Origin of the sequence: Kribbella sp. NPDC056951, assembly GCF_042674205.1 — a bacterium.
Lineage (GTDB): Bacteria > Actinomycetota > Actinomycetes > Propionibacteriales > Kribbellaceae > Kribbella > Kribbella yunnanensis.
The window spans coordinates 35,739-56,916 of the sequence record NZ_JBHUQZ010000006.1 but is presented as its reverse complement, the minus strand read 5'-3'; the positions used below and the strand labels follow the sequence as shown (position 1 = coordinate 56,916).

Annotated in this window: 24 protein-coding genes; 14 read left to right on the top strand and 10 right to left on the bottom strand. The window is 67.4% G+C overall.

The window, feature by feature from the left end; genetic code table 11:
* Window positions 1-209 precede the first annotated feature (209 nt).
* The 4 genes from ACFTSF_RS23510 to ACFTSF_RS23495 form a co-directional block, all read right to left on the bottom strand.
* Window positions 210-1,088, bottom strand: a complete 879-nt coding sequence (locus ACFTSF_RS23510; RefSeq protein ID WP_380155808.1) for an amino acid ABC transporter permease — start codon at window positions 1,086-1,088, stop codon at window positions 210-212.
* Window positions 1,088-1,735, bottom strand: a complete 648-nt coding sequence (locus ACFTSF_RS23505; protein ID WP_344155669.1) for an amino acid ABC transporter permease — start codon at window positions 1,733-1,735, stop codon at window positions 1,088-1,090. The genes ACFTSF_RS23510 and ACFTSF_RS23505 overlap by 1 nt, the downstream gene beginning before the upstream one ends.
* A gap of 75 nt (window positions 1,736-1,810) precedes the next feature.
* On the bottom strand, window positions 1,811-2,734 hold the full coding sequence (locus ACFTSF_RS23500) for a glutamate ABC transporter substrate-binding protein (protein WP_344155672.1): 924 nt from the start codon (window positions 2,732-2,734) through the stop codon (window positions 1,811-1,813).
* A 52-nt stretch (window positions 2,735-2,786) separates the two neighbouring features.
* Complete coding sequence (locus ACFTSF_RS23495; RefSeq protein ID WP_344155853.1) at window positions 2,787-3,515, bottom strand: amino acid ABC transporter ATP-binding protein; 729 nt, start codon at window positions 3,513-3,515, stop codon at window positions 2,787-2,789.
* A gap of 255 nt (window positions 3,516-3,770) precedes the next feature.
* Here ACFTSF_RS23495 and miaB point away from each other — a divergent pair, with 255 nt between their 5' ends.
* Both miaB and ACFTSF_RS23485 read left to right on the top strand, forming a co-directional pair.
* A complete protein-coding gene (gene miaB / locus ACFTSF_RS23490) occupies window positions 3,771-5,243 on the top strand; it encodes a tRNA (N6-isopentenyl adenosine(37)-C2)-methylthiotransferase MiaB (protein ID WP_380155807.1) in 1,473 nt (490 codons plus the stop codon).
* A gap of 212 nt (window positions 5,244-5,455) precedes the next feature.
* Entirely contained in the window at window positions 5,456-6,136 is a 681-nt protein-coding gene (locus tag ACFTSF_RS23485) for a phosphotransferase (protein ID WP_380155806.1), read from the top strand.
* 105 nt (window positions 6,137-6,241) lie between these two features.
* Here the strand turns inward: ACFTSF_RS23485 and ACFTSF_RS23480 are convergent, their stop codons facing one another.
* The gene (locus ACFTSF_RS23480) at window positions 6,242-8,047 is read right to left on the bottom strand and encodes a LamG-like jellyroll fold domain-containing protein (RefSeq protein ID WP_380155805.1); all 1,806 of its coding nucleotides are present in this window, start codon (window positions 8,045-8,047) and stop codon (window positions 6,242-6,244) included.
* A gap of 361 nt (window positions 8,048-8,408) precedes the next feature.
* Between ACFTSF_RS23480 and ACFTSF_RS23475 the strand changes: the two genes are divergently transcribed.
* Window positions 8,409-8,543 carry a hypothetical protein gene (locus ACFTSF_RS23475; protein ID WP_380155804.1) on the top strand — a complete coding sequence of 45 codons (135 nt, stop codon included), beginning with the start codon at window positions 8,409-8,411 and terminating at the stop codon, window positions 8,541-8,543.
* A gap of 108 nt (window positions 8,544-8,651) precedes the next feature.
* Here the strand turns inward: ACFTSF_RS23475 and ACFTSF_RS23470 are convergent, their stop codons facing one another.
* Window positions 8,652-9,101 (bottom strand): NUDIX domain-containing protein, encoded by a 450-nt coding sequence (locus ACFTSF_RS23470; protein WP_380155803.1) that lies wholly within the window; start codon window positions 9,099-9,101, stop codon window positions 8,652-8,654.
* A 134-nt stretch (window positions 9,102-9,235) separates the two neighbouring features.
* Here ACFTSF_RS23470 and ACFTSF_RS23465 point away from each other — a divergent pair, with 134 nt between their 5' ends.
* Window positions 9,236-9,643 (top strand): DUF6069 family protein, encoded by a 408-nt coding sequence (locus ACFTSF_RS23465; RefSeq protein ID WP_380155802.1) that lies wholly within the window; start codon window positions 9,236-9,238, stop codon window positions 9,641-9,643.
* Here the strand turns inward: ACFTSF_RS23465 and ACFTSF_RS23460 are convergent.
* From ACFTSF_RS23460 to ACFTSF_RS23450, 3 genes are all read right to left on the bottom strand, one after another.
* Window positions 9,612-10,112, bottom strand: a complete 501-nt coding sequence (locus tag ACFTSF_RS23460; RefSeq protein WP_380155801.1) for an NUDIX domain-containing protein — start codon at window positions 10,110-10,112, stop codon at window positions 9,612-9,614. The two genes, ACFTSF_RS23465 and ACFTSF_RS23460, sit on opposite strands and share 32 nt — an antisense overlap.
* A 70-nt stretch (window positions 10,113-10,182) precedes the next feature.
* Window positions 10,183-10,425: an antitoxin gene (locus ACFTSF_RS23455; RefSeq protein WP_344155686.1), complete on the bottom strand. Its 243-nt coding sequence runs from the start codon at window positions 10,423-10,425 to the stop codon at window positions 10,183-10,185.
* Between the two features lie 122 nt (window positions 10,426-10,547).
* Entirely contained in the window at window positions 10,548-10,772 is a 225-nt protein-coding gene (locus ACFTSF_RS23450) for a hypothetical protein (protein ID WP_380155800.1), read from the bottom strand.
* 121 nt (window positions 10,773-10,893) lie between these two features.
* Between ACFTSF_RS23450 and miaA the strand changes: the two genes are divergently transcribed.
* From miaA to menC, 7 genes are all read left to right on the top strand, one after another.
* Complete coding sequence (gene miaA, locus ACFTSF_RS23445; protein WP_380155799.1) at window positions 10,894-11,874, top strand: tRNA (adenosine(37)-N6)-dimethylallyltransferase MiaA; 981 nt, start codon at window positions 10,894-10,896, stop codon at window positions 11,872-11,874.
* The gene (locus tag ACFTSF_RS23440; RefSeq protein WP_344155695.1) at window positions 11,861-12,379 is read left to right on the top strand and encodes a sigma-70 family RNA polymerase sigma factor; all 519 of its coding nucleotides are present in this window, start codon (window positions 11,861-11,863) and stop codon (window positions 12,377-12,379) included. Before miaA ends, ACFTSF_RS23440 begins: the two co-directional genes overlap by 14 nt.
* 42 nt (window positions 12,380-12,421) lie before the next feature.
* Window positions 12,422-13,114 carry a hypothetical protein gene (locus tag ACFTSF_RS23435; RefSeq protein ID WP_380155798.1) on the top strand — a complete coding sequence of 231 codons (693 nt, stop codon included), beginning with the start codon at window positions 12,422-12,424 and terminating at the stop codon, window positions 13,112-13,114.
* A 91-nt stretch (window positions 13,115-13,205) separates the two neighbouring features.
* Window positions 13,206-15,065: a gamma-glutamyltransferase gene (ggt, locus tag ACFTSF_RS23430; protein ID WP_380155797.1), complete on the top strand. Its 1,860-nt coding sequence runs from the start codon at window positions 13,206-13,208 to the stop codon at window positions 15,063-15,065.
* 102 nt (window positions 15,066-15,167) lie between these two features.
* Entirely contained in the window at window positions 15,168-15,836 is a 669-nt protein-coding gene (locus ACFTSF_RS23425) for a GNAT family N-acetyltransferase (protein ID WP_380155796.1), read from the top strand.
* A complete protein-coding gene (locus tag ACFTSF_RS23420) occupies window positions 15,833-16,480 on the top strand; it encodes a MurR/RpiR family transcriptional regulator (RefSeq protein ID WP_380155795.1) in 648 nt (215 codons plus the stop codon). The genes ACFTSF_RS23425 and ACFTSF_RS23420 overlap by 4 nt, the downstream gene beginning before the upstream one ends.
* 10 nt (window positions 16,481-16,490) lie before the next feature.
* Complete coding sequence (gene menC / locus ACFTSF_RS23415; protein WP_380155794.1) at window positions 16,491-17,603, top strand: o-succinylbenzoate synthase; 1,113 nt, start codon at window positions 16,491-16,493, stop codon at window positions 17,601-17,603.
* Here menC and ACFTSF_RS23410 read toward each other — a convergent pair.
* Window positions 17,590-17,856, bottom strand: coding sequence for a hypothetical protein (locus ACFTSF_RS23410; protein ID WP_380155793.1), 267 nt, complete (start codon window positions 17,854-17,856; stop codon window positions 17,590-17,592). The genes menC and ACFTSF_RS23410 overlap by 14 nt on opposite strands.
* A 24-nt stretch (window positions 17,857-17,880) precedes the next feature.
* Here ACFTSF_RS23410 and dapF point away from each other — a divergent pair, with 24 nt between their 5' ends.
* From dapF to ACFTSF_RS23395, 3 genes are all read left to right on the top strand, one after another.
* A complete protein-coding gene (dapF, locus tag ACFTSF_RS23405; RefSeq protein WP_380155792.1) occupies window positions 17,881-18,744 on the top strand; it encodes a diaminopimelate epimerase in 864 nt (287 codons plus the stop codon).
* Window positions 18,745-18,804: 60 nt separating this feature from the next.
* Window positions 18,805-20,307 (top strand): GTPase HflX, encoded by a 1,503-nt coding sequence (gene hflX / locus ACFTSF_RS23400; RefSeq protein ID WP_344155718.1) that lies wholly within the window; start codon window positions 18,805-18,807, stop codon window positions 20,305-20,307.
* A gap of 314 nt (window positions 20,308-20,621) precedes the next feature.
* Complete coding sequence (locus ACFTSF_RS23395; RefSeq protein WP_380155791.1) at window positions 20,622-21,074, top strand: hypothetical protein; 453 nt, start codon at window positions 20,622-20,624, stop codon at window positions 21,072-21,074.
* Window positions 21,075-21,178: the final 104 nt, after the last annotated feature.

Here is a 21,178-nt window from a genome sequence, read left to right as displayed (position 1 = left end):
GGTCCGCTCCGGGTAGTCGGCGGGACACAGCTCGGGGGTGCGTACCGCGCGCGGGGCTCTTGAACAGGTCATGCCTTGTTCAAGGCCACCATGTCCTGTTCACACCCCCAGCAACTGCTCCGCGAGGCCTGGGACCTGCTCGTGTCCGACGCGGGGGAAGATGCGCAGTACGACGAAGGCCCCTCTCGGCGAGAGGGGCCTTCGGTTGTTCAGAGTGCGTCGGTGCCTGCGGCTGCGCCGGGGGCGGGCGCCGCGGTGATCGGCGGCGGGGCGCCGGTGATCTTGCGGCGGCGCCGGGAGCGGCCCTCGAGGTAGCGGGCCAGCAGCGACAGCAGCGAGCACAGGCCGATGTAGATGACCGCGATGACGATGTACGTCGGGATGTAGGGGAAGCCGTACTGGAGCCGGCCGCCCATCTGCTTGCCGACGTACAGCAGTTCGCCGTAGGTGATGACGAAGCCGAGCGCGGTGTCCTTCAGCAGGACGACGAGCTGGGAGACGATCGCGGGCAGCATCGCGCTGATCGCCTGCGGCAGCAGGACCAGCCGGACGACCTGGTTCTTGCGCAGACCGAGGGCGTAGGCCGCTTCGCGCTGCCCCTTCGGTACGGCGGCGATCCCGGCCCGGAAGATTTCCGCGAGCACCGAGCCGTTGTACAGCGTCAGCCCGAGCACGACCGCCCAGAACGGGCCGAGGCCCCACTGGAACTGGATGTTCGCGAAGTAGAAGAAGATCATCATGATCAGCAGCGGGATCGCGCGGAACAGCTCGACGAGGTACGTCGCCGGGACCCGGACCCACTTGTGATCACTGATCCGCGCCGCGGCGAACACGGCCCCGAACACGAGTGCGAGGACGGTAGCTGTTCCGGCCGCGCGCAGCGTGTTGAGCAGACCTTCGAGCAACTGCTGCTGGATCGCGGTGTACTGGAACTGGCGCCACAGCCGGCCTTCGAACTGGCCGTTGACGTAGAGCCGGTTGATCAGCCAGGCGACGACGCCGGCTACCACGATCACGACGACGATGTTGGAGACCCGGTTGCGGAGCTTGCCGCGCGGACCGGGGACCTCGTACAGGACTGAACTCATCAGGCCACCGCCGTCCGTCGTTCGGCCCACCGCTGCAGGAACATCAGCGGGACAATGAGAATCAGGAAGCCGATCGCGATCCAGGTCAGCGTGAGCAGCTGGTTCTCGCCGCGCTCGGACATCGCGAAGGAAATCGCACCGGCCTCGGCGAGCGAGAAGCCGGCCGCGATCGTGGTGTTCTTCAGCAGCGCGATGAACACGCTGGACAGCGGCGGGACGATCGCCCGGAACGCCTGCGGCAGCACGATCAGCGTCAGCACCTGGAAGAACGTCATACCGACTGCTCGGGCGGCCTCGGACTGGCCGGGGGAGACGGTGTTGACGCCGGACCGGACCACCTCGCAGACGAACGCCGCGGTGTAGATCGTCAATGCCCCGACGCCCGACCAGAACGGCGACGGGAGCGCCAGGTCCGTCTTGGCCGCGCCGAAGAACAAGAAGGCGAAGACAAGCGTCAACGGGGTATTCCGCAGGGTGTTCACGTAGCCGGTTCCGACCGCGCGCAAAGCCGGAATCGGGGAGACGCGGAACGCAGCCAGGATGGTGCCGAGCACCAGACTGAGTACGGCGGAGACCAGGAACAACCTGATCGTCAGCCAGAATCCGTCCCGGAACAGATCCCAGTTGTCGGTGAGAACCGAGAGCATCGCGACCTTCCTCGTGCTAAGCCTCTACAGAGCCCGGCCGCGACGCCGGTGAGGACGTCGCGGCCGGGGAGTGGATCAGTACTTCTCGAGCGGCGGCGGGGTGCCCGGCGAACCGGACTTGCCGAGCGTCTCGTCGTAGATCGACTTCCAGGTGCCGTCGGTCGCGGACTTCTCCAGGATGGTGTTCACCTGGTCGCGCAGCGCCTTGTCGTCCTTCGGCAGGCCGATGCCGTACTTCTCGGTGCTGAACGGCTTGCCGACCACGCGGAGCTGGTCGGGTGCGGTGGCCGCGTAGCCCTTCAGGATGGCGTCGTCGGTGGTGACGGCGTCGACCTTCTTGTCCAGCAGCTGCGAGACGCACTCCGAGTAGGTCTTGAACTCGGAGATGTTGCTGGCCTCGGTGAGCTGCTCGTCCTTGACCCGCTGGATCGGGGTCGAGCCGGTCGCGGAGCAGACCTTCTTGCCCTTGAGCGCGGTCTTGCCGGCGTCCATCGAGGTGTCGGCCTTGTTGACCAGCAGGTCCTGACCGGCCACGAAGTACGGGCCGGCGAAGGAGACCAGCGCCTTGCGCTTGTCGGTGATCGAGTAGGTGCCGACGTAGTAGTCGATCTCGCCGCCGCCGATCGCCGTCTCGCGGTTGGCGGACGGGATCTCCTTGTACTCGATCTTGTCCGGGTCGAAGCCCAGGTTCGCCGAGACCATCCGGGCGACCTCGATGTCGAAGCCGCAGCGCTTGCCGTCGGCGTCCTTGTAGCCGAGGTTCGGCTGGTCGGCCTTGACGCCGACGATCAGGTTGCCGCGGCTCTTGATCTTGGCGAACGCCGGGCTGCCGGCCACGTCCACACCGGTGGCGGTCTCGAACTTGTGCAGCGTGCCACAGGAGTCGGACGCGGCCTTGTCGCCGCTGCCTCCGGCCGCCGGCTCTTCCTTGCCGCAAGCGGTCGCGGTCAGCGCGAGCGCCGCGACGCCGAGTCCGGCGACGAGGTGACGCATTCTCATGTTCAGGTTCCCCTTTGATGTGTGATTGCTGGGTACGGCCGCGGGCGGAAGCTCAGTGCTTCAGGATCTTGCCGAGGAAGTCCTGGGCGCGCCGGGAGGTCGGGCTGGTGAAGAAGGTCTCCGGGTCGGACTGCTCGACGATCTCGCCGTCGGCCATGAAGACCACCCGGTTCGCCGCACTCCGCGCGAACCCCATCTCGTGGGTGACCACGACCATCGTCATCTGCTGCTTGGCGAGGTCGATCATCACCTCCAGGACCTCCTGGATCATCTCCGGGTCGAGCGCCGAGGTGGGCTCGTCGAAGAGGATGACCTTGGGATCCATCGCCAGCGCCCGGGCGATGGCGACCCGCTGCTGCTGGCCGCCGGACAGCTGCGCCGGGTACTTCGACGCCTGGCTGGCCACCCCCACTCGTTCCAGCAGCTCCAGGGCGCGCTTCTCGGCCTGCTTCGGGTCGGTCTTGCGGACCTTGATCGGGCCGAGGGTGACGTTCTGCAGGATCGTCTTGTGCGCGAACAGGTTGAACGACTGGAACACCATGCCGACGTCGGCGCGCAGGGTCGCCAGCGACTTGCCCTCGCTCGGCAGCGGCTGACCGTCCAGCTCGATGGTGCCCGAGTCGATCGTCTCGAGCCGGTTGATCGCGCGGCAGAGCGTCGACTTGCCGGACCCGGACGGGCCGATCACCACGACGACCTCGCCCTTGGCGATGGACAGGTTGATGTCCTTCAGGACGTGCAGTTCGCCGAAATGTTTGTTGACGCCGGTGAGGGCCACCAGACCCGTTTGCGTCAAGGTGCCGGAATCGCTCATGGCCAGAACCTAGCGGAGGCCGGGGGGCCGTCGCATCGCCGGTCGGTTCCGTGGTGGTAACGATCTGCAATGAACCGGCGCGTAGGGTGATGGTGTCATCACGCTGAGCACGATACTGCGCGTGAGTGTCCGGAACCTGCCGCGGCACGGCAACCACCCGCAGCAAGTGCTAGCAAGCGTGTACGGCGGCCGCTCCTTCTGCACGTATTCTTGGTGGCTGTTATGCGTACTTACGAGGTCCGCACCTACGGGTGCCAGATGAACGTCCACGACTCCGAGCGGCTGCGCGGCCTGATGGAGGACGCGGGCTACGTGCGCGCGCCCGAGGGCGACCAGGCCGATGTCGTGGTCTTCAACACCTGCGCGGTCCGCGAGAACGCCGACAACAAGCTGTACGGCAACCTCGGGCACCTGGCGCCGGTCAAGGCCAAGCGGCCGGGGATGCAGATCGCGGTCGGCGGGTGCCTGGCGCAGAAGGACAAGGCGTCCATCACCAAGAAGGCGCCCTGGGTCGACGTCGTGTTCGGTACCCACAACATCGGTTCGCTGCCGGTGCTGCTGGAGCGCGCTCGGATCGCCGAGGAGTCGCAGGTCGAGATCCTCGAGTCGCTGGACGTGTTCCCGTCCACGCTGCCGACGCGGCGCGAGTCGGCGTACTCGGCCTGGGTTTCGGTCAGCGTCGGCTGCAACAACACCTGCACGTTCTGCATCGTCCCGGCGCTGCGCGGCCGCGAGAAGGACCGCCGCCCCGGCGACGTGCTCGCCGAGGTCGAGGCGCTCGTCGCCGAAGGCGTCCTCGAGGTGACCCTGCTCGGCCAGAACGTCAACTCGTACGGCGTGGAGTTCGGCGACCGTTACGCGTTCTCGAAGCTGCTTCGGGCCTGCGGGGAGATCGACGGGCTGGAGCGAGTCCGCTTCACGTCGCCGCACCCGCGCGACTTCACCGCCGACGTGATCGAGGCGATGGCCGAGACGCCGAACGTGATGCCCTCACTGCACATGCCGCTGCAGTCCGGTTCGGACCGGGTGCTGAAGGCGATGCGCCGTTCGTACCGTCGGGACCGCTACCTGAAGATCATTGAAGACGTGCGGGCGGCGATGCCGGAAGCGGCGATCACCACCGACATCATCGTCGGCTTCCCGGGCGAGACCGAGGAAGACTTCCAGGGCACGCTCGACGTCGTGCGCCAGGCGCGCTTCGCCGGCGCCTTCACCTTCCAGTACTCCAAGCGCCCTGGTACGCCGGCCGAGTCGATGGAGGACCAGGTTCCGCGCGCGGTCGTCCAGGAGCGGTACGAGCGCCTGGTCGCGCTGCAGGACGACATGGCCTGGGCCGAGAACAAGCTCACCGTCGGCCGCTCCCTCGAAGTCCTCGTCGCCGAAGGCGAAGGCCGCAAGGACGCCGCCACCCACCGCCTGAGCGGCCGCGCCCGCGACAACCGCCTCGTCCACTTCGCCCTCCCCGAAGGCGTAGAACCACCCCGCCCCGGCGACCTCGCCACCGTCGAGGTCACCTACGCCGCCCCCCACCACCTGGTAGCCGACACCTTCGGCTCCATCCGCCGAACCCGAGCCGGCGACGCCTGGCAACGCCTCCAGGACGCGCCCCCCGCACCTGCAGGCGTCATGCTCGGCATGCCCACCCTCGGCGCCAAGCCGATGGAGCCGGTCACCGGCGGTTGCGCGATCGCATGACCCCGCCGGAGGAGGAGGCCGCCGCCCCCTCCACCACCTCCGGTGGGGCGTCGCCGGGTGATCGAGTTGCCGGCGCGACCTTCCCCTCGACTCTCCTTCCCCCGGGCGCGGAGCCTGCCCCCTCCTCCTCCACCACTTCCGAGGAGGCTGCGTCGGACTCCTGCTCTTCGGCCGGAGCGGCGGATGTGAACGCAATAGGGTCGGCCGCGTCCGTGCCGACCCGCGGGGGATTGCTTCCGCCTGGTGCCGAGCCGTTTGCGGCTGGGCGGGATGCGGATGTGTACGCGCTGGACGACGACTGGGTAGTTCGGCGGTATCGGGATGGGTTTCCGGTGCGGGACGAGGCTGACTTCATGCGGCACGTGGCGAAGTTCGGCTACCCGGTGCCCGCCGTACGGGAAGTTGACGGCGCGGACATGGTGATCGAACGGCTCACCGGCCCCACGCTCGCCGACTCAGCTGTTGCCGGTGAGCTCGCTGCGACCGAGCTCGGCGTACTGCATGCCGACCTGCATCGTCGGCTGCACGCGATCCCGGCGCCGAGCGGGACGCCGGGTCTCGTCGTCGTCCACGGCGACCTGCATCCGTACAACGTGATCGCGACCGAGGCCGGTCCGATCGTCATCGACTGGCGCAACGCCGAAGAGGGCACCGCCGAGTTCGACATCGCGATGACCGCGGTCATCTTCGCCCAGGTTGCCCTCGATCCGGCGTGGGCCGACCTGTCCCCACTCCTCCGCGAGGCCCTCGCTGCCTACCTCGCCCACTCGATCGACCCAACCCCCGGCCTAGCCGCGGCATTAGATGCCCGCAGCAACAACATCACCCTGACACCCGCCGAGAAGGCGTTGTTGCCGGCGCAGGCGGCGTTGATCCGGAGCATGCTCGGCTAAGCCGGACCTGTGCCACTCACTAACCTCGCTCAGGGCCCCCGCGCCACGCTCAGCTGAGCGTGGCCGAGGTCGTCCGGCGAGGGTTGGTGAGTGGCTGGGGTCCGCCTACGCGTTCAGGAACTGGGACGGCTTCAGCGCGCGGCTCACGATCCGCACCTCACCGATGTGCCCGGCGAACCCCTGGTCGACGGTGTTGTCGTAGTGCCCGGCGCCGACCAGCCACGGCTTGCCGACTGCCGCCAGCCCGTTCGACGGGGTCGCGGGATTGCGGAGCAGTTCCGACGAGTCGACGTACACGATGCTGTGTCGTCCGTCGTTGACGATCGCGAGGTGGAACCACTGCCCGGCCACCTGCTCGTGACCCCAGTTGGTGAAGGTGTCGTTGCGATCCAGCGGGTACACCGCCCACTGCACCTGCCGTCCACCGGAGAACCCGAGCTTCACCACCGGCTCGTCCGGGTCACTTCCCGTCTTCCCGGCATCCCGCCCGGTTCCGAGCCGGGAGATCAGGCCCTCCCACGAGTGGTCCTGCCCGTCGTTGGCCAGCTTCACGAACGCCTCGATCGTGTACCCGCCGCGGAACGTGAGCTTGTTGAGCGGCGCGTTGTCGGCCGTCTGCAGATACCCACCGCGGGCCGGATTCTTCCCACCCGGGAACACCCAGCTCGCATGCCCCGGCTGCTCCGGGTGGAACTCGCCCGACGCGCTCGGTGCGTCCCCGCCAAGCTGCACGCGGGTCAGGTGGTTCCCCTGCCCGGACTGGTCGACGACCTGCTCGCTCACCGGCCCGTCGAACCGCCAGTACGCCGCCGTTCCCGGAATCACCAGTTGCTTCGCGGGCCGGGCCGGCCGCACCGGAACCGGCGCGAATCCCGCGAACCGCTGCTCGAAGTCGATCGGGACGCTGAACCGGTTGACGTCATCGGTCAGCTCGATCTCGGCCGCGGCCAGCTCACTGCGCTTGGCGGGGTTCTGGTTGAGAATCCACGGGGCGATCGTCTCGACGTCGATCGTGTTCCGGGCCAGGTCGAAGTGGTACAGCCGGACCATCCCGGAACCGCCGTAGTACCGGTCCTGGTAGTTGGTCAGGTGCAGGTGCACGTCATGTCCGGCGGCGTTCTGCTTGACGAGTCGCCCAGACGGCCAGAAGTGACCGTTCAGGGTGAGGAAGATCTGGTCGTTGTCCTTCACCAGTTGATCCCAGACCCGGTTGCCGTGATCGCTCAGCTCCGCGACACCGGTGTCGGCGTACACGAGCTCGTGCGTCGTCAGGATCACCGGCAGCTTCGGATGCGCCGCGATCACCGCGCGCGCCCACGCGAAACTCGCGTCCGACGGCCGCCAGTCCATTGCCAACAGCAACCACTGCCGCCCGGCCGCGCGGAACACGTGGTACGAGTTGTACCCGTTCGCCGTTGAGCCGCCGTACGTCGCCATCCGCCGGAACCGCTGCGGCCCGAACGTCCGGAGGTACGGCGAGTCGCCGCGACTGTCGTCCTTGGAACCGTCGATGTCGTGGTTCCCGGCCAGCACCGAGTACGGCATCCGGGCCCGGTCGAGCACCTTGAACACCGGATCCGCCTGCGCGAACTCCGAGGCCAGTGCGTTCTCCACCACGTCACCGAGGTGCGCGACGAACACGAGGTTCTCCGCTGAGCGCTGCTCGACGAGATAGTTGAAGGTCGCGGTCAGTGGTGCGGGGTCGCCGCGATCCTCATCGAACTGATACTGCGTGTCCGGTACGACGGCCACCGTGAACCGCGGGTGTTCGGTGTCGACGCGCCCGCCGTACGACGTACTAGCCGCAGCCGGTCCACTGTCGAGCACCCCGCCGGCCACCACGGCCCCCGCGCTGAGCGCTCCCGCCTGCAAGAGCCGCCGCCGGCTCGTCCCGTCGTACTGCTGATCCATGAGCTGCCTCCACGTCGCTACCTGACACCGCAGCGAACATTAGAACCCACCCCCCGAACCAACATGAACACAACCAAAACACCACAGGAACCCACCGTCAAAGGACACCGCTCCGCGGCGACAGTTCATTTGGCCGACTTCGTCGGCGTGCTCCTGTGGATCCGCCTGACCGAGTTCCGCGAACGAACCGGTGTTGAGGGGAGAAGGCGCGGGCCCTGGGCGAACACCTCAGGAAGTCCGCCGCGGATGGACACCGCTCCCGCGGCGACAGTTCATTTGGCCGACTTCGTCGGCGTGCCGCTGTGATTGCGCCCCTCCGTGTTTCGTGAACGAGACGGTGTTGTGGGGACGGAGGCGCTCGATGAGTTTCTTGTCGACCGGGGTGCTGGCGAGCTCAGCTGAAGCCCTGGTCCATCGCCGCCTGGAGCCCGCTGCCAACGGAGTCCACTTCGGGGCGGCGCTTCGTTCGGCCGATTTCGTCGGCGTGCTTCTGTGATTGCGCCCCTCCGTGTTTCGTGAACGAGACGGTGTTGTGGGGGAGGGGGTGGACCCTATGAGCCTTCTTGCTAGCTGGTGTGCGGTTGGCGGTTGGCGCCAACTGGGCTCAGTTGAAGCCTTGGACGATGACGGCGGGCAGTCCAGTGTCCAGCCCCGCCAGCACGCGCGCCTCATGCGGCACTGTCGGCTCCGGGAGTTTGTCGAGCGCGAACCACCCCAGCCCGTCCGCCTTCCCTGGCTCCATCGTCCGTGGCTCACCTGTCCACCGCGACGTCGTGAAGAAGAAGTCGACTCGTTCGTCGATCGGGTCGCCGTTCCCGCCCGTCCGATGCATAGCGGTCACCGGCACCAAATCCTCCGGAGCGATCTCCACCCCGACCTCCTCGCGGACCTCCCGCACCGCGGCCTCCACCGCAGACTCCCCGTGCTCCACATGCCCGGCCGGCACCGCCCAATACCCGTCCATATACCCGGTGTTGGCTCGCAGCATCATCAGCACCTCGTCGCCCCGCCGCAACACCACGTACGCCGCCGGCACCACCCGAAACCGATCCATTCCCAGACCCTAACCACCCCCACCGACAACCACGCGCCAAAGAATCTCGACCACACGTGTCAATTCACGTGGGTCCGCTTCGACGTACAGGTAAGAGATCGGCGCCAGGCCGCTCCACTGCCCCGGAGGTCACCATGACCGTCACCCTCACCACCACGACCGTTGCCCCGTCCACCGGACTCCTGCTTCGCGACGGCGCCGTAGCCACCGTCCTCGCCGCCGTCGCCACCGCGGCAGTCGCAGGCACCGCCCAAGCCGCCGGCATCAGCCTCAACGTCGCCGGCGCCCCGATCCCGGTCCCCGGCTTCGCGGTCATGACCACCATCTTCGCGGCCCTAGGCCTCCTCATCGCCCTGGGTCTCCGCCGGTTCGCCGCCCGCCCGCGCACGGCCTGGATCCGCATCACCGTCGCCCTGACCGCCCTGTCCTTCACCCCCGACGTCCTCGCCGACGCCGCCCCCACGACCAAGGCCCTCCTGATGACCACCCACCTGGTCGCCGCCGCCCTCATCATCCCCGCAGTAGCCCGCCGCCTCCGCTGACCGCACCTCGGGCGGAGGCGTCGATCGTGATGAACCGCAGCGCCTCGTCGTACCGGCCCGTCTGCAGCCAGTGGCCGAGGGCGAGGCGCGCGGTCGGTGGCATCTCCAGCGCCGACGGATCCACTGTGAGGTCGAACCACCGCAGATCGCCCTCCGCACACGATGAAGGCACCAGTACGTCGTCCTTCAGCACGGCCGTGAAGTAGTAGGTGTGACGGAGTTCGGTGCCGGTGTCCCGCAACGCGACGTACCGCAGCGCCAGCCCGGAGATCTGCCCAGCGGAAACCCCGATCTCCTCTTCCAGTTCGCGCACAACGCCAGCTGCCGGGTTGCTCATCTCAGCCGGCTCGAGGTGGCCGCCGATCCCCACCCATGAGTCGTCGATCGCCCGGGATCCCCGGCGATACAACAGCAGCAATTGGTCGTGACGCACCAGGAACAACGACGTCATCAGCCGGCTGGATCTCATCCGCGGTACTCCGTCCACAACAGCAAAGGGCCGCGAGCGGAGTGCTCGCGGCCCTTTGTCAAGGAAGCGTTCAGGCAGGCTTGTCCGCGTCCGGGATGTCGTCGTTCTGGCCGTCGAGGCCATCGAGGCCGTCCTTGGCCTTGTCGACACCCTGGTCGATCTTGTCGCCGTACTTGCCGCCGGTCTTCTCGTCGACGAAGTCACCGGCCTTGTCCAGACCGTCGCCGACCTTGTCGCCGTGCTGATCGACCAGGTCGCCGGCCTTGTCCTTCAGGTCCTCGGCCTTGTCCTTGAACTTGTCGAAGATGCCCATCGCTGGGGGCTCCCATTCCTGCGTAGTGAACTGCTTACTGACAGCTAGCGGTAGATGATTACATCAATGGCCCTTGAAGTCCTAGGACCGCCGCGAACTGTCGGACAGGAATTCAGCGGTTGTTACTCGACGTCGCCGCCGGAGTCCTGGCTGCCGCCACCCGACTCGACATCGCCACCCGACTCGACGTCACCGCCCGATTCGACGTCACCGCCGGACTCCACGTCGCCACCACTCGCCTTCAGTTCGACGTCACCGCCGCTGCGCTTCGCGGCGTCCAGCTCGTCGTCCCCCAGACCCAAAGCGTCCTTGGCCGCTTCGGACTCTCCCTCGAACGGATTCGTCACAGCTTCATTCCTCCCGTAATCCGGTGTTGCGAACTGCTGTCGTGTCTACCCGTCTTCCGGGGTCATCCACAAGGGCACCCCGATGCTTCTTGGTGCAGACTTGAACTGCCACACTGGAGCGATGGCCGAACCCCTCGTCGTCGCGGTCGTCGGCCCCACAGCGGCCGGCAAGTCCGACCTGTCCGTTGCCCTGTGCAAACGCCTGGGCGGCGAGGTCGTGAACGCGGACGCGATGCAGGTCTACCGCGGGATGGACATCGGTACGGCGAAGATCACCGTCCCCGAGCGGAGCGGCGTACCGCATCATCTGCTCGACATTCTCGACGTGACCGAGACCGCGACCGTGGCCGAGTTCCAGCAGCTGGCGCGGTCCGCGATCGACGACTGCGCGAGTCGGCAGGTAATTCCGGTCCTGGCCGGAGGGTCCGCGCTCTACGTGCGGGCGATCCTCGACGACTTCACCTTCCCCGGCACCGACCCCGCCGTACGGGAGCGGTTGGAAGCTGAGCTCGAAGACCTCGGATCCGGTGCGCTCCACCAGAAGCTCGAAGCCGTCGACCCGAAGGCCGCGGCCCAGATCCTCCCCAGCAACGGTCGCCGAATCGTCCGCGCGCTGGAGGTCGTCGAGATCACCGGAGCGCCGTACAGTGCGACGCTGCCCGAGCACCGCTATGTCTACCCGGCTGTTCAGATCGGTCTCGACGTACCGCGGCCGGAGCTCGACGAGCGGATCGGCCGGCGGGTGGACCGGATGTTCGACTCCGGTTTCGTCGACGAAGTCCGCGAGCTGCTGAAGCACGGCCTGCTCGAAGGCCGCACCGCGAACAGAGCCCTCGGCTACTCCCAGGTGATCGCTTTGCTGAACGGCGAGATCGACGAGGCCGAGGCCCGGGAGCGGACCGCGCAGTCGACCCGGCGGTTCGCGCGGCGACAGGATTCGTGGTTCCGCAAGGATCCGCGGATCACCTGGCTGCCGTACGACGACTCCGCCCTGCTGGACAAGGCGATCGATGTGCTGGCCGCAGGCAACCGAACGGGTGCCGATGGCGTAGTCGGGGTAGAAAACGCCCCCACCGCGGGGGTCGTCGATGCGAGGGGGTGACCGTGAGGCGGAGTTCCGCGAGTACTTGCTCGCGGATCGCACCCGATTGATGAGAACGGCGCTGTTGCTGACCGCGGGGGATTCGCATACCGCGGAGGATCTGGTCCAGACCGCCTGTACCCGGGTCTACGTGCACTGGCACCGGATCCGGCACGAAGGCGCCGGGCCGTACGCGCACCGCATTCTGGTGAACGCGTTCCTGGACGAGCGCCGCCGGGCCGGCCGCCACCCCGAGGTGGTGACCGCCGACACGCTCGAGCCGAGACTGGCCGACGAGACGGATCCGGTGGACACGATCGCGGTCCGGCGGGCGCTGCTGGACCTGGCGCCCCGCCAGCGCGCGGTCCTGGTACTGCGGTACTTCCAGGATCTCGACGTCGCGACCTGCGCGCGGATCCTGGAGTGCACCGAGGGAACGGTGAAGAGCCAGACCGCCAAGGCGCTCAAGCGTTTGAAGGACCTGATGACCGACGAACAGCCGGATCAGGCAACGGGGAGTGGCTGATATCCCGGCCGACACCGCCGGGAGAGGGACGGAAGCGGAGTAGTGGACGAGGTCAAGAAGTTGCTGGAGGGGTTCGCCGAGGAGGCCGCCGATGGCCTGCCGCCGGCGGATATCGACGCGGACGTCGCGCGGGGGCGGCGAGCGTTGCGCCGGATCAAACGGCGCCGCCGGGTGACCGGAGTGCTGTGCGTGGCCGCGGTGTCGGCCGCGGTGCTCGCGTTCGGCCAACTGAAGTGGTGGGGCGGTGCCGGCGATGCACCGGTTGCGGCTGGCGGTGAGAACGAGTCGTCGGTCGCGGCCTCCGGGAGTGCGGCCGGATCGACCGCACCGAGCGCGAAGGCCAGTGAAGGCCCCATGTCGTTGTTCTCCAGTGGTGTCGAGCTCGCGGCCAACCAGCAGGCCTGGAACACGATCGGCTGCACCCTCGCCCCGGTCGGCTGGGTCGCCGAGAAGCCGATCGCGGCCGACCGGGTCGTACTGGCGCAGCCGGAGATGCGGACCGCAGAGGTGGCCGCGAAGGTGGTGCTGGAGCGCCGGGAGTCCGCACTGACGCTGGACGGGGTCCGGGTGACCGATGCGGCCGGCAAGAGGTACCACATCGGGACGCTGGCCGGCCGGTTGACCGGTCAGGTGCAGGTGTCCGGTCAGTGGCTGCTGGTCGAGGCTCCGGCGGGGGACCAGGCCTGGACCGACGAGACGGTGCGCCAGTTCCTGGGGTCCTGCACGATCAACTGATCTGCTCCGGATGCGCCTTTCGACTGGCGCCCGGGGCGAGTTCGGGATAGGCAAGGGACAGATCCCTGCCGCCTGAGCTCCTGGAGACCCGGTGAAGAAGCTGATCGCGTCGCTGTCCGCGAGTGCGCTAGTCCTGTCCGGTTTCGGTCTGAGCGGTGCGTCCGCGAGCCCACCGAAGCCATTGGTGCCGGAGCCGGCCCATGATGCGGCGCAGGCGCGCACCAAGTACCCAACAGCCATCGGGTACGGCGGCGCTGTCGCCTCGGTCGACCCTGATGCGACCAAGATCGGTCTCGACGTACTGCGCCGTGGGGGCAACGCGGTCGACGCGGCGGTCGCTACTGCCGCAGCACTCGGTGTCACCGAGCCGTACTCCGCAGGTATCGGCGGTGGCGGGTACTTCGTCTTCTACAACGCCAAGCAGCGCAAGGTGCTCACGATCGACGGCCGCGAGACCGCACCGGCCGCGATGCCGACCAATGCGTTCATCGACCCGGCGACAGGCGCGCCGTACCGGTTCTTCCCGGAGCTGGTCACTTCTGGGGTGTCAGTCGGCATTCCTGGTACGCCGGCCACGTGGGACCGCGCGTTGCGGCAGTGGGGCACGTTGTCGCTGGGGAAGGCGCTGAAGCCGGCCGCGGATCTGGCGCAGCACGGGTTTGTCGTCGACACCACATTCCGCAGCCAGACGCTGGACAACAAGGCCCGGTTCGCTGCGATCGTGCCGACCGCGAAGCTGTTCCTGCCCGGTGGTGACGCGCCGCAGGTCGGCACGGTGTTCAAGAACCCCGAGCTGGCCGACACCTACCGCCTGCTCGGCGCTAAGGGGCTCCCGGCGTTCTATGGCGGCCAGTTGGCTGGTGAGATCGAGGCGACGGTGAAGAACCCGCCGAAGACGCCTGGGACCGCACTACCGGTCATGCCCGGCCACCTGACCACTGCGGACCTCGCGAAGTACAAGGTGATCGACCGTGCGCCGACCAAGGTCCGGTACGACGGACTGGACGTCTACGGCATGGCACCGTCCTCATCTGGTGGCACTACAGTCGGGGAGGCGCTCAACATCCTCACTCCGCTGCAGCTGAGCAAGCAGTCGACTCCGCAAGCCCTGCACAGCTACCTCGAGGCGTCGGCACTCGCCTTCGCCGACCGCGGTGCGTACGTCGGTGATCCGGCGTACGTCGACGTACCGACGAAGGAGCTGTTGTCACGCGGCTTCGGTGCCGAGCGCTCCTGTCTGATCGACCCGGCCAAGGCTGCGGTGAAGCCGGTCAAGCCTGGTGTGCCGGACGGCCAGTACGGCGCTTGTGGCGCAACGACCGTGACCAACGAGCGCCCGGACACCGAGGGCCTGTCCACCACGCACCTGGTTGCCGCGGACAAGTGGGGCAACGTGGTCTCGTACACCCTGACCATCGAGCAGACCGGCGGTAGCGGCATCACCGTCCCCGGCCGTGGCTTCCTGCTGAACAACGAGCTCACCGACTTCTCCACCGTCTACAGCGACGCCGACCCGAACCGCATCCAGCCGGGGAAGCGCCCGCGCTCGTCGATGTCGCCGACGATCGTGCTGCGCGACGGGAAGCCGTTCCTCGCACTCGGTTCGCCGGGTGGGTCGACCATCATCACCACGGTGCTGCAGACCCTGACGAACCGCGTTGACCGCGGTATGACGCTGCCTGAGGCGGTGGCTGCACCGCGCGCCTCGCAGCGCAACACGGCCAACGTCACCGCCGAGCCGCCGTTCATCGACGCCTACGGCGCTGCGCTCAAGCCGTACGGTCACACGCTCGTGCCGTCCGGGGATGCGTTCACCTCGGCTGCCGAGATCGGCGCTGTGGCTGCGCTCGAGTTCCTGCCCAACGGCGGTTTCCTGGCTGCTGCCGAGCCCACCCGCCGCGGCGGCGGCTCGGCCGGAACCGTCCACCAACTCTGGCCGACCAACAGATAGCATCCGTATCATCATCCGGTCGCTGATTGACTGACCCGGAAGTCGAGCGTTCTACTCGTACGACGGACATGATCCGTTTCGTATCTTCGAGAGGAGCGCGTAGTGTCCGACGACTTCCGGGCGGTCTCACTGCAGACCCCGGAGCAGTACGCCGAAGCTGCGGCGCTGTATCGCGAGGTCTTCGGCTACCAGCAGCCGGATCACGGCCTGAACCCGCGCTTGCTCGCAGCCCTGGCCGGCAACGGCGGATCCGTGGTCGGCGTTCTGGACGCGTCTGATCGTCTCGTCGCCTTCGCCTACGGCTTCCCGGGAACATCGGAGAGCGCTCTCTACCATTACTCGCAATCAGCCGTCGTGTCCGCGGACCTGCAGGGCCGCGGCCTCGGGCGGATGCTCAAGTACGCGCAACGCGAGGTCGCCCTCGCGAACGGCATGACCCGGATGCGCTGGACGTATGACCCGTTCCAGGTGCGCAACGCCCACTTCAACCTGAACGTCCTAGGCGCCCGCGCCCGCTGGTACCGCCCCGACCTGTACGGCCCCGGCACCGACCGCCTAGTCGTCGAATGGAACTTGACCCAGGAGAAGGTGCAACTCCCAGAACCGGTTGCTCGGGTCGAGATCCCGGTTGATCGCGCCGCAGTGAGCGCTCTCTCGGTTTCCCGCGTCCGCGACGAATTCGCCGAACTCCTGGCCAAGGGACTCGTTGCCACCGGCATCCACCGCGACGACGAGCACACCGCGTCGTACCTGTTCGGACCAGCCGAATGACGGCCGATGACGAGCGGAACCGCGAACTCGCCAGCCCCCAGGACCGGTACGACGCGCGCCTGCAACGGCGGTCGTCGACGCTGCTCCAGCGGCGCGTGATCGAGCAGGAGCGAGCCTCGATCGAGGAAGCGCTCGACAAGATCCTGGCCGACGACGCGATCGCGCTGGCCGCGGCCCGGATCGTCGCGGCCCGGCGCCGATTCGTGGTCGGTTCGGCGAAGTCGTTCTCGTACGCATCCCTGCTCGCCTTCGACCTGAGCGCCGGCCTGTCCCAGGTAACACTCGTCGACGGAACGGTCGTGCGCGCGGTCGACGTACTGTCCGATGTCCGGTCCAGCGACCTGATGGTCGCGTTCTCGTTCCGCCGGTACCGCCGGGACACAGTCGAGATCGCGCGTTCCTTCAAGTCGGCAGGCGGTGAGCTCGTCGTCGTCACCGACTTCGAAGACGCCCCACTCGCAGCGGTCGCGGATCAGTGCATCTACGTCGCCACCGGAAGCGCGTCGTACGTCGACTCGCCGACAGTGATCGCCTCCGTCCTGCACGTTCTCGCGACCCTCACCACGGCCAGCGCCAAAGGCGCCCGCCGACGCCTGGGAGAGCGCGATCGCCTGAACACCGAGCTGGGTCTGTACATCTCGTGAGAGGAACAGCATGAAGATCCTCGCGGCCAGGTTGCACCGAGTCCGGTTGCCGCTGGTGCACGAGTTCCGGACCAGCTCACACGGCAAGAGCCTCCTCGACCACATCCTGGTCGAGCTGACCGATGCCTCCGGCGCAACCGGCTGGGGAGAGATCGCCTCGCCGTCCGACCCGTACTACGCGCCCGAGACCGTCGAGACCTGCTGGCACATGGGAGAGCGCTATCTCGTTCCCGCGATCCTCGGCCAGGAATGGGAACACCCCGAGCAGCTTCCGCAGCTGTGGGCGAAGGTTCGCGGCAACCAGTTCGCCAAGTCCGGCCTGGACACGGCCGGATGGGTGCTCTGGGCAACTATCAACGGTGTATCGCTGGCCGAGGCGCTCGGCGGTGTCCGGAGTGAGGTCGTGGCCGGCGTCTCGCTCGGCATCGAGCCGACGATCGACGACCTGCTGGCCGAGGTCGACCGGCACCTTGCAGCCGGTTACCCCCGCGTGAAACTGAAGATCGCTCCCGGCTGGGACGTCGAACCGGTCCGCGCGGTCCGAGCGGCCCACCCCGACCTCGATCTCCACGTCGATGCCAACGGCATCTATGCCGCGCATCAGTGGGAGGATCTCGAGGCGCTGGACGAGTTCGGCCTGACGATGATCGAGCAGCCGTTCGCCCCGCGCGACCTGCTGGCCCATGCCCACCTGCAGCAGGACATCGATACCCCGATCTGCTTGGACGAGAGCATCGAGACCGTCGAAGATCTCGAGACAGCGCTCTCTCTGGGCGCTCTCCGCGTTCTCAACATCAAGGTCTCCCGGATGGGCGGGCTCACCGCGGCCCGCGAGGCGCACGACCGCGCGCACGCGGCGGGTATCCCGGTCTGGTGCGGCGGCATGCACGAGTTCGGCATCGGGAGAGCGGCGAATATAGCGCTCTCCAGCCTCCCCGGATTCACGCTCCCGTCCGACGTCTCGGCCTCCGCCAAGTACTACGCCCAGGACGTGATCACGCCACCCGTCGTTGCCACGCAGGGCGTCGTACAGGTCCCGACCGCGTCAGGTCTGGGGCACGAGGTCGACACGGCGTTCATCGCCGCCAACACGATCGCCACCACCGAACTCAAGTCTTCTTGAACCGCTTAGGCCCGCTAGGCAACGGCGGCGGCGCTGCGACCGGCTCTTCCGGCGCGGTCTCCAGCCAGCCGTCGTGTTCGGTCAGCAACGAGTCCAGCTCGGAGCGGCTCACCGCAGCGTCCAGTACGACGAGCCACGGGTGGTCCTCGTCGTCGTCCTCCCCGTGGAACCGCCCCCGCCGTACGACACCGTCCAGCCGCGCAGCGACGGCAACGGCGTCCTCCTGCTCCCAGAAGTAGGCGATCAGCTCCATAACGCAACACCGTACGATCTACCCATGACGAGCACCACGTTCCCCTGGCTGAAAGGCCATGGCACGGAGAACGACTTCGTGATCCTCCCCGACCCCGACGGCACGGTCCACGGGGAGCTGGACGCGGAACTGGTGCAGTTCCTTTGCGACCGCCACGCCGGCCTCGGCGCGGACGGCGTACTGCGGGTCCTTGAAGGCACCAGCCAGCAGTACGTCGAGGACGGCGGCGACTGGTTCATGGACTACCGGAACGCGGACGGGTCGATTGCCGAGATGTGCGGCAACGGCGTCCGGGTGTTCGTCCGGTACCTCGCAGACGCCGGTCTGATCGACGACAAGCCGGTGCGCGTCGGAACTCGCGCAGGTGTCAAAGAGGTCGTCCAGAACGACGACGGCACGCTCACCGTCGACATGGGCGAGCCCACCCTGCCCGGACCCGCCGGGATCGTTGTCACCGCCAACGGCCACCAGTGGCCCGCTCTGCACGTCGACATGGGCAATCCGCACGCAGTGGCCTTCATCGACAACTTGAGTGAGCCAGGCAACCTGTGTGACCAGCCGAGCTGGTCCCCGCAGGAGGCGTTCCCCAACGGCGTCAACCTGGAGTTCGTCGTACGGCGTGGTCCGTACGACGTGGACATGCGCGTCCACGAGCGTGGTTCGGGCGAGACCCGTTCCTGCGGCACGGGGACCTGCGCAGTGACCGTGGCAGCGGCAAAAGCCGCCAAGCAAGCACTACCGGTCACGTACCGCGTCGGCGTACCAGGCGGTGAAGTCACGGTCACGTGGCGCGATGACAACCACCTGGAACTGACCGGTCCGGCCGTCCTGCACGCCCGCGGCGACTTCGACCGCGCCTGGCTGAACGGGAATTCAGGCAGCCGCTGAGGCGTTGACGTGGTTAATCGGGTCGCCTGTACTGGTGGCCCGTGCCACCATGGAAGGTATATGACGACCCAATCGAACTTTTACGACGAGACCACCGATGTCGAAACCGACCTCCTCGAGGGCGATGACTCCGGCACTCCGTTGACGGGTCATGACGAGACCGAAAGTGAGTACGACGAACGTGATCTGAGCACCGAAGGCCTGGACCTCGAAGAGCGCCAGGCGCTCCGCCGTGTAGTCGGCATGTCGACCGAGCTGACCGACATCAGCGAGGTCGAGTACCGCAAGCTGCTGCTGGAGCGGGTGCTGCTGGTCGGCGTCTGGACCGAAGGCAGCGCCGAGGACGCCGAGAACTCGCTGGCCGAGCTGAAGCTGCTCGCCGAGACCGCCGGTTCGGAGGTGCTGGACGGAGTCATCCAGCGCCGCAAGAAGCCGGACCCGGCGACCTTCATCGGTTCCGGCAAGGTGTCCGACCTGCGCAACCTGGTCGCGTCCTCGGGCGCGGACACGGTGATCGCCGACGGTGAGCTGGCTCCCGCGCAGCTGCGCAACCTGGAGGACAAGCTCAAGGTCAAGGTGGTCGACCGGACCGCGCTGATCCTGGACATCTTCGCGCAGCACGCGAAGAGCAAGGAAGGCAAGGCCCAGGTCGAGCTGGCGCAGCTGCAGTACATGAAGCAGCGCCTGCGTGGTTGGGGTGGCAACCTGTCCCGCCAGGCCGGTGGACGCGTTGGTGCGGCCGGTGGCGGTATCGGTGGCCGTGGTCCTGGTGAAACCAAGATCGAGACCGACCGGCGCCGGATCAACACCAAGATCTCCAAGCTGCGCCGGCTGCTCAAGGACATGAAGAGCACCCGCTCGACCATGCGCCAGGAGCGTCGCCGCAACCTGGTTCCTTCGGTCGCGATCGCGGGCTACACCAACGCGGGCAAGTCCTCACTGCTCAACCGGATCACCGGCGCCGGCGTACTGGTCGAGGACGCGCTGTTCGCGACCCTGGACCCGACCACCCGGCGGACCACCACGGCCGACGGCCGTGTCTACACCTTGACCGACACCGTCGGTTTCGTCCGGCACTTGCCGCACGACATCGTCGAGGCCTTCCGCTCGACGCTGGAGGAGGTCGCGGACGCCGACCTGCTGCTGCACGTGGTCGACGGGTCGCACCCTGATCCGCTTTCGCAGATCCACGCGGTCCGTGAGGTCCTGGGCGAGATCAACGCCCTCGACGTCCCCGAGATCATCGTCATCAACAAGGCCGACGCCGCCGACCCGTTGGCGCTGGCCCCGATCCTGGCCCGCGAACCACGCGCCATCGTGGTCTCGGCCAAGACCGGCGAGGGCATCGACAAGCTCCGCGAGTTCCTCGAGGGTGCACTGCCACAGCCGCACATCTCCCTGGACCTCCTGCTGCCCTACGACCGCGGGGACCTGGTCTCCCGCATCCATTCCGAAGGCTCCGTCGAGCAACTCGAACACACCGCCGACGGCACCCGCGTCACGGCCCGAGTCCACCCGGCCCTGGCCGGCGACCTCACGCCGTACGAGGTAGCTTCCGCCTAACAGCACAACAAACAACCCCCGAGGACCAACTCCTCGGGGGTTGTTTTGTTCCTTCCCCCGCGTCAGCTACGCCCACTCCTTCGTCGCGTGCTACGCAAACGCCCCGCCCACCCCACCCCAGCCGCCGGGCGACCGCCCAGCCCCATGCGCGCTACCGCGCGCCCGAGAACGGACCGCGTCCGGCTGAGACCGCCTCGAACGCCAGCAGGTCCCACCACCCGCGACAATGACAATGGGCCAAAAGCCGAATGCTCGCACGAGGCCAGTTACTTGACGGCGGGCAGTCACAGTCAAGTGTCAGCGAAGGGGCTAACGTGCCGCAGATAGCCGGTGCAGGCGCACCACGCGGGGTTGAGCACCGACTCAATGTCAATCATGCGCAGACATTCTCCACGCTTGCCGAACTGCGCGCGGCCAGCACCGCAATAGTCGAAGGCACCGCTGGTGAGCAGGCAACCGGTGAGATTTCGGGGATTCCGACCACCATTACCCGACTGGCGGTAACGAAGGTTGTCTGGGGTGACGTGACGGTGCCGAATATCGAGATCAGGCAACTAGGTGTTGCGGGTCAAAGTGGCAATGCGTCGGCGATTCTCACGCCGGGCACGAAATACCTTGTCTTTGTTACACCCAGTACAGGTGCGGATGATGCAACTGATGACCGCTACCTCGTAGCGGGCGATGCCGGACCCTACGAGCTACTGGGCGACCAGTACGTACTTCGCGGCGGCAACCGTCCGCCGGACGGGCAAACACCCTTCCCGTGACCATGCCGGCAGGGACCGCAGACATCCAGGCGACCTCCTAAGCGCCCCAGCCATCCGCATTCCTCGCGCGCAACGGGCCCCACCGGGCCCGCGGCGGACCTGTG